Raw genomic sequence first — 9,223 nt, forward strand, 5'->3', positions numbered from 1 at the left:
ATCAGAAACAACTTCGGGAAGCAAACAAGGAGCGTTTGTACCATGACGAGCAGCTTTCACCATGAAGAGATTACTCTGATTACTCGTTCATTGTTTTGTAAACAGCAACGGCTGAAGGTGACTTGCGAGTGAGATGGTTGAAGATCCAGTATTTCAATGTTGCATCCAACATGACAGGAACGGTTGCGATAAACAGGAAGATGGTGTTGCGATCGCTGGGTAACCCAAAATGTTCTGCAATGCCTTCCAGTAAAACTTCCCAACCGTGAGACGAGTGATAACCTACAAACATATCGGTAAAGAGAATGATCAGAAACACTTTGGTTGCATCGTTTAATCCCACAAAAACCCGGTCAATTAGAGATTTGAGGGTGATCATTGGCTGGCGACCGAAGTAGATTAGTGCGATGAAGATCACGAATGCTAACCCATCTGCAAACAGATTTTTGATGCCCTCCGTGCTTTCCTCGCTGTAACGCTCCAGTAATCGATTGGCTTCGGTTTTGAGTTCTTGCTCTAAATTCGGGCTTTGATGACTGTCATTCACTAATGTGTCAAATTCCAGGCTCTCTCTAAACTGAGCGAGATCGTGCAATGCTCGTTCTTTTGCTTCACCCATCAACACAATTTGAGGAGAATGGTTGAAGTGATGAATGAGTGGCTCAATCAAGAGCGATTTACCTGCAAACTGAACCATCAATGGAATGACGATGAGCAAGATCAAAAACCGAATGGCTCTTATGGTTCGCTTACGAGCAGTACGCAGTTCGTACAGCACTTCTCGTTCGTATTCAGGAGTCAGTTCTTTCTTAATTTGGCTTGCCGTATCGAACACGGAACCCGATCGGATTCTTTGAAGCGAACCTGTTTCACCAAACTCGGACGGGGCTTCTTGGTCTTGCGTTTGAGAAAAAATGGTTGCTTCTAATTGCCGTTGAGTGTCGTATCTTGCCAAAACAGATTCAATCAGGTTCAATTTTTCCAGAATCACGCCCTCGTCGCTGTCCTGGCTCATTCCAGACAAGCGTTGTTCTGGCGAAGTATGAAGCAGGTTTGAAATGAGGTTACTGGTTCTAAATTCAGCCAGTCGCAAGCGGATGATTTGCAGATAGGACTCTCGTTCGTTCCGAAAGTAGCTGAATGCTGCATCGGTGTAGTTTGAATCTTTGGCAATTGCCTGACCTGCGAAATGTTTCTCTTCAATTGCTTGAATTGCCAAAGCTGCATTGTAGGCTTCCGAGAGCGATCGCAGGGGTGTTTTCACAATCCATTGGTGAATCTGCTTAAACACATTACGATGCATAGCTTTCACCTCCCGTGTTGTCTTGAGCACGATCGCTGTCCTGTGATTCGTCTGAGGGTTGCGATCGCTTCATGCGATCGACATAGTAAATTAGCGGAATCACCACCATCGTCAGGGCTGAAGAGGCTATCATCCCCGTGATAATGGTCCATCCCAAACCCGCCCAAACAGGGTCGAGTAGAATCGGGGCATTGCCCAAAATTGCCGCCAAACTGGTGAGCAAAATCGGACGAAATCGGACGGCTCCTGCTTCCAAAATGGCGTGTTGTAAATCGGCTCCTTCCCGCAATCGTTCTTGGATAAATTCCAACAGGACGATCGAATTTCGGATTACCATTCCCGCTAAAGCAATAACGCCAATCAAAGATAAGGCACTGAAGTAAGCACCATTGAGCGCAAAGGCAATTAGGATGCCAATCAGCGACAGCGGTATACTGCCCAGGATGATCAGGGGAATTTTGAAGCTATGGAATTGTCCAACCAGCAGCATGTAAATCATGGCTGTGGCAGCGGTCAAAGCCAAACCGATATCGCGGAATAGGTCTGTGGTCAATTTCCACTCTCCGTCCCACTGAATCCAATAGCCAGCAGGCAGGGGATGGCGCATAAAGTAAAACAGTTGATCGAAGATTGCGTAAATGGAGGAACGGTTTGCCATTTCTCCAGTGACATAGACCACGGATTGCTGGTCTTTATGAAAGATGGGCTGGTCTACGATCGCGGGCTGTTGGTTGACTAACTCGCTCAGTGGCACCAGCGCCCTTGTAGACGTTGGCAGTTGAATTCGAGCCAGGTTATCCAAACTGCGGCGAAATTCTGCCGCAAAGCGCAGTTGAATTCCAATGGGGAGAATTTCACCCGGAATTTTCAGAGTCGAAACATCTGATCCTTTCAACAGCATATTCAAGGTTTGGGCAACGTCTGTGCGAGTGATGCCTGCTCGCATTGCCTTGTCTTGATCCACGGTTAACTGCATTTGTGGGATTTGGTTGCGGGTCGAGTCGTCAATATCCACGACTTCCTTTGTACCGATAAAAACCTGTCGCACCTGTTTTGACAGTTCCCGGAGTTGCACAACATCAGGACCATAAATTTCTGCCAGTACTGTCGCTCGCTGCGGAGGACCCGCTGGCTTTTCCAGGATCTTGACCACTGCTTGGTGCCGGGAGGCAACGTCTGTCAGCAGGGGACGCAACTGAATCACCAGATTTTCGGTCGTGATGGATCGCGCCACCTTATCGGTAACATGAACTCGGATCTCAGCATTATGCTTTTCCCTTCGGTTGGACGTGCCTCTAAACGAGGCAGCAAAATCCACCGGAGCAAAGGTTCCGATATATGTTTCAAAATTAATGATTTCAGGCTGTTGTTGCAAAACAGCTTCGACCTCCTGCACAATCTGGTTTGTCTGCTCCAACCCAGTTCCCGAAGGTGCATCAACTTGCACGAGAAAATCAGAATCATTACCCTTTGGCAGCACGCGCACTTTCACCGACTGGGTCAATGGAAAGGTGAGTGTAAACACCAGCAACCCCGTAACAGTCAGGATGACAAACCGACGGCGTTTGTGAGAGTCCATTAACGGCTGCATGATCGCGGAATACCAGCGGTAAATGCGTGTGGAGTGTAAATCCTGTGACTCATGGGAATGAGACAGTTTGATCATGCGCACAGCCATGTAAGGCGTGACCGTGATTGCCAGAATTAAACTCAAAATCATGGCAATAGGCACGTTAAAGGACAGCGGAGCCATATAAGGACCTACTAATCCCGTGATGTAGCGCAATGGATAAAATGCCAACACCACTGTAAATGTGGCTAGAACCGTTGGTGCCCCAATTTCACTGACTGCCGCGATCGCCTCTTCCAGTTTTTCTTGAAAGGTTAAGTGGGGTTTCAGTTCAAACCGACGATGGATATTCTCAACCACTACCACCCCATCATCCACCAGAATCCCAATCGAGATAATCAGCGCAAACAACGCGACTTTGTTAATGGTATGCCCCGTAAGATAGCCAATGCCAATTGTGGTGCCCAAGGTGAGCGGAATTACAACCCCAACAATTAGAGCATCGCGCCACCCCAAAAACAACATCATCATCACCACGACCACCACCGTCGCCACCGTCAATTCGTGAAACAGGTTTTCTACAGTAGCTTCAGCCGTGTAACCGTCATTGCGGGTGACGGCAATTTCCACGCCAGCAGGCAACTCAGGTTTGAGTTCTTCTAGCTTATGAAAGATTTGCTCTGAAACGCTAACGGCATTCGTCCCTTTCTTCTTGGCGATGCCGATGGTAATTGCGGATTGGCTGACGAAAGCATCGCTGGGTCGGTCCTTAAGGTGCGGCTGGGGTGAACTCAACTCGTAGTCGGGACGGAAGTGCATCCGGGAGTAGGAGGTGCGATCGCGAAAGTCATCTCGAACCGTAGCAACATCGCGTAGATAAATGGGAGAGCGATCGCTGCTAAACCCAACAATAATTTGAGCAACATCGTCAGCAGACTCAAAGAGCGAGCCACCTTCAATGAATAAGCGAGTTTGACCATCCGACACATCTCCCGCAGGCAGTTTGCTATTGGCAGCCTGAAGCGATTGAGCAATCATTCCAGGAGATAGCTGATAACTTGCCAGCTTATCCGGGTTCAGGTCTACCGCAATCATGCGGGGCTGCCCCCCGTTGATAGACAGGACTCCTGTATCTGGAATCTTGCGTAATTCCTCCAGGATGCGTTCGCCGACGCGATGCAGTTGATTGTCGCTGTAGTCTTTTCCTGTTAAGGTCAGGGTGACGATCGGTACATCATCCGTGCGTTTAGACTGCACTTCATAGGTAACACCAGATGGCAACAGGTCTTGACTGGCAAATAATTGATTCTGCAAATTAAAAATTGATCTTTCCCAATCGGTGCCAACAACGAATTGCACACCAATTTCGCTGCCTGAATTAACCGAAGTGGAATAGATGTGGTCAATTCCTTCCAATTCCCGAATGCGCGATTCCATGATGGCTGTGACGCTCTTTTCCACCACCTTGGCAGGGGCACCCGGATAGGTAAACGTCACTGTTGCACCCGGCACATTAATCTGAGGATTTTCCTCCTTAGACACCAACGTTACGGTGCCAATGCTGAACAGGGTCAGGGCAATAACCAGTAAAACGGTTAGTTGCGAGTTGATGAAGTAGGCAGTGATTCGACCCACCAGCCCATGAGATTTAGCACCAGAGTTATTCGACATGAGACGCTCCTTAGCTAGGTTGCTGATAATTGGACTCACTCACTTCTGACTCAGTAACTTGAGTGTTTTCGTGCAAGCCTGAGTCTGGATTGAGAATCAAGCGATCGCCCTCATTTACTCCAGCAAACACCTCGACGACATCGCCATTGATAGGATGCACCGTGACGGTTTGAAACTGGGCTTTGCCATCGATCACCTTAAACACACCAGAAACTCCCAACCGCTCAACCAGCGTATTTTTGGGAATGATCAAAGCAGTGCGATCGCTGCTCTCCAACTGCAACCGACCAAACATCCCAGAGATCAAATTAATTGTAGAAGGCAGTGCAACTTTGACTATAAAATTGCGTGCTTGCGGATCAGCAGATGGAATAATCTGGCTGACTTTTCCAGACATTTCGCGGTTCAACGCATCGATGTGTACCGTCACCGATTGCCCTAACTGCACGTTGTCAATCAGTGTTTCTGGAACTGCCACACTCAACCGTAAACGCTCCCCATTTTCCAGGTTCACCAACGGTTGGCTCAGCCCGGCGATCGCGCCAATTTCCACCTGTTTTCTTGTAATCACACCCGCAAACGGGGCGCGCACCACTCCGTAGTCTAAATTGGCGGTAATCTCCCGCGCCGTGGCTTTTGCCTGGGTCACTCGCGCCTGTGCCTGGTCTACACCAGCGGTTGCTTCTCCAACGCCAGCTTCCGCAGTTCTGATCGTTGATGCTGCCTGCGCGATCGTTGCCTCAATCTGGCGAATCCTTGCCTGCGCGATCTCAACTCGCGTATTGGCTGAATCCAGGTTTACTCGTGGAATGGCTCCTTCTGGAAAAAGCCGAGCCATCCGGCTTTGGTTCAGTTGAGCATCTGCCAGCTCTGCCTGTGCTTCCAGCAGTGATGCCTGTGCTTCGCTGCGTTTTTCCCGTGCTGCATCCACCTGGGTTAGCGCACTGCGACGGTTGGCTTGGGCGGTGACAACGGCTGCCTGTGCTTCGATAATTTGGGCATCTGCTTGCTGTTGTTTTGCCCGAATGTCAGAGACATCAATAATCGCGATGATCTGTCCTTTTTCAACGGGTGTTCCTTCCTGCACCAACAGTTGTTCAACCCGTCCAGTTACGCGAGAGGTCAACTTTGTAGAATTGATCGCTTCCACGGTTCCAGTCAACGCCCGATCTTCTGGGACGGATTGCTGGTGGATAACCACCGTCTGCACCGTCAACGGATGCGTTTCAGCAGCGTCAGCAGAGTGAGTTTCGGCTTTAGTGATATGCTGCCAATACCACAAACCTACACCCAAGCAACTCACGCTGAGGATGATGCCCGTCGTAATCAACTTTGGTTTTAAGGGTTTCCCATGTGGAGAGGGAAGCGGGAGATGGATAGATGGAATTCTCATTGCAAGTTACCGGGTAAAGGATAGGGTAAAATCAGTCCGATCTTGTGAGTTAGCGATCGCACTCCGGCTTAATACACGACTTGTTCCAACAGCGTTCTAGCAGCTGCAAATCAAATTGAATATCCTGGTTGTAGGGCATATCCCAGCAGCGTTCTAGCCGTTGAAGGTTTGCTGAACTTTGATCGAATAAAGGTTGATTGAGAAAAGCCCATAGCTTCCTCCAGATATCGGTATTCATCGCTTTAAAGGTGTTAGAGAGTTGAATAAAGGGTTAGGCTTCCATCCATAAAGGGCGGTTCTGATCAAAGCTCTGCGTCGATCGGTAATGCTTTTGCTGCCGTAAAAACGGTATGAGGACTATAGAAGCTTTGCCGTGCATCCGGTTCCTGGAGTACTTCCATCGTTTTTACATGGGCGCATTCATCTTCACGAATGTTGAGAAACACGTCGTAGAGATTGTCCACCTGAGGATGACGAAACGTTCCCCCGGTTGTTGTTTGCACTTCTTCAAACATGTAGAGATCGCCATCACGGTAGTACTCGATCGCCACCTGTGGAGCTGGTTGTGTTTTCAGTGCCGCTGCATGTGCGTTTAAGTAGTCGTCATACGTGTGATAAGCGTGATTTTCAATCAACTCCATCAAGTAATAAGCGTACATGGGAGACAGCACATAAAGCAGTACAACGACCCAGTAGTAAGCCACTGCAACATGCTGTGCGAGGAAGCGATCGCCCCAATAGCGATTGCCTCCCAGTGATTCCATAATCAGTAGATGATGTAATTCATTCCAGGTTTCGGCAAAGTGGACTTTCAACAAATCTGCTCTACGCCAGAAACCCAGAGTTTCATAGAGATGCAGCACCGAGAGGTAGGAGAAGTAAGGCACACGGGCAATTGTCTCCAACACATAAAACCGGGCATAGGAACGGTTGCCATAAACAACATCGACGATAAAGACGAAAAAACTGACGATCAATCGAATCAAAACTTTCATGATGTATTTCTCCAAAATCAGACACCTATCAGAGTTTTATGGCTTGGTAGTTGATTCGTGCTGCTACCAATTTCAAGTGTGGTTCTGCCACTTATTTTGTGTTTGCTTCCACCCAGTAGGGAAAGTGAGTGCGTAAACCATCTGGCTTGCTAACGCGATCGGAGAAAGGAGCATTGGCAAGTAGGCTTAATATCAAGTCGAGTGTATCATCTGCCAGCGCTCTACCATTACGTCCAGCAAATCCTTAGCCAATGGGTAATTGGGGGTTATACGTCATCGAGCAACTTTCATCTTTTATCCTCCTTACACGATTCATTGGCATGAGCAGCAGATTTAACAAGCCATTCCAGCGATCGTGGTTGAAAATTTAATTCCCGTCTTGCTTTAGCATTCAACACACCACGCATTTGAGTGCCGTAATAAATCGCATCCGCTCCCCCGATTTGTATCGCATCCTCAACAGATACCTGAGGTGGTGGTGCCGCATTCAGCCATCGAGCATAAACAGGTAGCCACTCGCGTACCTTCAAGGGCTGATTATCCGCGATTAGATAAATGCCAGGATTGCCTCGCTCTGCCGCTGATACGGTGGCGATCGCCGCATCCTCAATGTGCAACCACGACCAAACCCCCTCGCCATTGCCCACGATCGGGAATTGCTGCTGTCGTACCTGATTGGCAACATCACCATCAGGGGCAAACCAGGTGCCAGACCCGTAGAAGAAGCCGTAGCGCAGAATAATTCCTTCCAGATCGGGTGCTTCCAACAAACGGCGTTCAAGCTCTGTAACCACGCGAGCATCGGCAGCAACCGCAGGCGAACCATCAAACGCGAGGGGCGTTTCCTCGTCTGCCAATCCAGAACCGGGAACTGCCCAAAATGCGATCGACTGCCTTAGATAACGCCGTACTCCGGCTGCTTGGGCGGCAGCTAGCACATTTGTACCCCCTTCTAACCGGATGCGTGTGTTGAACTTGGTGGCAGCACTCATCGACTCGCGGGTGTAGGTTTTGGGATAGGCAGTAAGCTGCTCAATCACGACTTCGGGGTGAGCCTGGAGAATTGCGGCTTTAATGGAATCTGGGTCGAAGACATCGGCGATTGCGAAACGCAACTCCGAAGGACTCGCGGATTCTATGCCCTGTTGGGCTAGCGTTTCTGCTTTTTCTGAAGAACGGGTTAATGCAACAACATTGTGACCGTTGGCAAGTAATTGTGCGATCAACGGACGACCGATCGCTCCGGTTGCGCCTGCAACAAAAATCTTCATCAATAAATCTCCTAAAGAACGCTTTGGCTTAAACCAGTGAAGCCTTTGACATTCGTATCGATACACACCTCTAATCGCACAATTCCTCCTCTGTTGGCTGTCTAGAGGTGTGCCAGATTACAGCTAAACAATCTTCTAATTTGCTTTGTTAATACTCTTTTCCCGTATTGTTGGTTTTGCAGTGCTTGTAGAAATTGATGCAAATAGGTTTTGCAGGGTTCTGACTAAGCTGTTCCTATTCTTGGGCGATCGGCTAGATTAGCCCAGATAAGTTTGGTAAGATAACCCTTAACTTAAGTTCGACTTAAGCAGCTCAATTCAAATCAATTCCTCAAAATCTAAGCAGATCGGTACACACTCGCTCCGAGTAATTTTAATGCCAATGCAAAAAAATAGACGCCATCGAGGAGTTGTCCTGACGGCACAGGGGTGGGATCGGTTCCAAACGGCAAAAGTTCAGGCAGAGTTCAGCGAGAATGCCGGAGATCGCTTCACTCTGGAAGAACTGAGTGAGCGCATGAACTTATCTCTGAGCACGATCGTTAAAGTGTTGGGATGTACAGAACCCGTTGATAAGCAGTCGTTGCAGTGGGCATTCCGAGCCTTTAACTTAGAGTTAAGCAAAAAAGATTATGCCCGACCCAAAAGTGCCCCTGACGAATCAGGGGATCGCAGTGCAGCGCATCCATCCCAGGTTGTCCCGAAACAATCCCAACTTGATTGGGGCGGTGCGATCGATACCGCTCTGTTTTGTGGACGCACAGAAGAACTGGGAAAACTCAGACAGTGGGTATTGGCGGAACAATGTCGATTGGTTTTGCTGTTAGGAATTGGTGGCATTGGCAAAAGCACTCTGGCTGCTAAATTCGTGCAGCAGATTCAACCTGAGTTTGAAGTGGTGGTGTGGCGATCGCTGCAAAATGCACTGCCCTTAGAAGAGTGGCTAGAAAGCATACTGCCTTTTTTACTACGGGAACAAGGAGAAGATATTGCCCTGCCAGATAGCTTGAATGGAAAACT

General features: G+C 48.7%; 7 protein-coding genes. 1 reads left to right on the forward strand and 6 read right to left on the reverse strand.

Annotated elements, in window-relative coordinates; all coding sequences use genetic code 11:
• Window positions 1-79: 79 nt before the first annotated feature.
• The 6 genes from H6H03_RS35345 to H6H03_RS35370 form a co-directional block, all read right to left on the reverse strand.
• Entirely contained in the window at window positions 80-1,303 is a 1,224-nt protein-coding gene (locus H6H03_RS35345) for a proton extrusion protein PcxA (RefSeq protein WP_190959677.1), read from the reverse strand.
• Window positions 1,293-4,544, reverse strand: coding sequence for an efflux RND transporter permease subunit (locus H6H03_RS35350; RefSeq protein WP_190959678.1), 3,252 nt, complete (start codon window positions 4,542-4,544; stop codon window positions 1,293-1,295). The genes H6H03_RS35345 and H6H03_RS35350 overlap by 11 nt, the downstream gene beginning before the upstream one ends.
• Window positions 4,545-4,554: 10 nt before the next feature.
• Window positions 4,555-5,937: an efflux RND transporter periplasmic adaptor subunit gene (locus H6H03_RS35355; RefSeq protein ID WP_190959679.1), complete on the reverse strand. Its 1,383-nt coding sequence runs from the start codon at window positions 5,935-5,937 to the stop codon at window positions 4,555-4,557.
• A gap of 49 nt (window positions 5,938-5,986) precedes the next feature.
• Entirely contained in the window at window positions 5,987-6,175 is a 189-nt protein-coding gene (locus H6H03_RS35360; RefSeq protein WP_190959680.1) for a hypothetical protein, read from the reverse strand.
• A gap of 64 nt (window positions 6,176-6,239) precedes the next feature.
• On the reverse strand, window positions 6,240-6,932 hold the full coding sequence (locus H6H03_RS35365; RefSeq protein ID WP_242058140.1) for an alternative oxidase: 693 nt from the start codon (window positions 6,930-6,932) through the stop codon (window positions 6,240-6,242).
• A gap of 287 nt (window positions 6,933-7,219) precedes the next feature.
• On the reverse strand, window positions 7,220-8,203 hold the full coding sequence (locus H6H03_RS35370) for an NAD-dependent epimerase/dehydratase family protein (RefSeq protein WP_190959681.1): 984 nt from the start codon (window positions 8,201-8,203) through the stop codon (window positions 7,220-7,222).
• A 376-nt stretch (window positions 8,204-8,579) separates the two neighbouring features.
• On the opposite strand from H6H03_RS35370, the gene H6H03_RS35375 reads away from it, so the two are divergent.
• A partial coding sequence (locus H6H03_RS35375; protein WP_190959682.1) for an ATP-binding protein occupies window positions 8,580-9,223 on the forward strand: 644 nt, incomplete at its 3' end.

Origin of the sequence: Nostoc paludosum FACHB-159 (assembly GCF_014698835.1) — a bacterium.
Classification (GTDB): domain Bacteria; phylum Cyanobacteriota; class Cyanobacteriia; order Cyanobacteriales; family Nostocaceae; genus Nostoc; species Nostoc paludosum.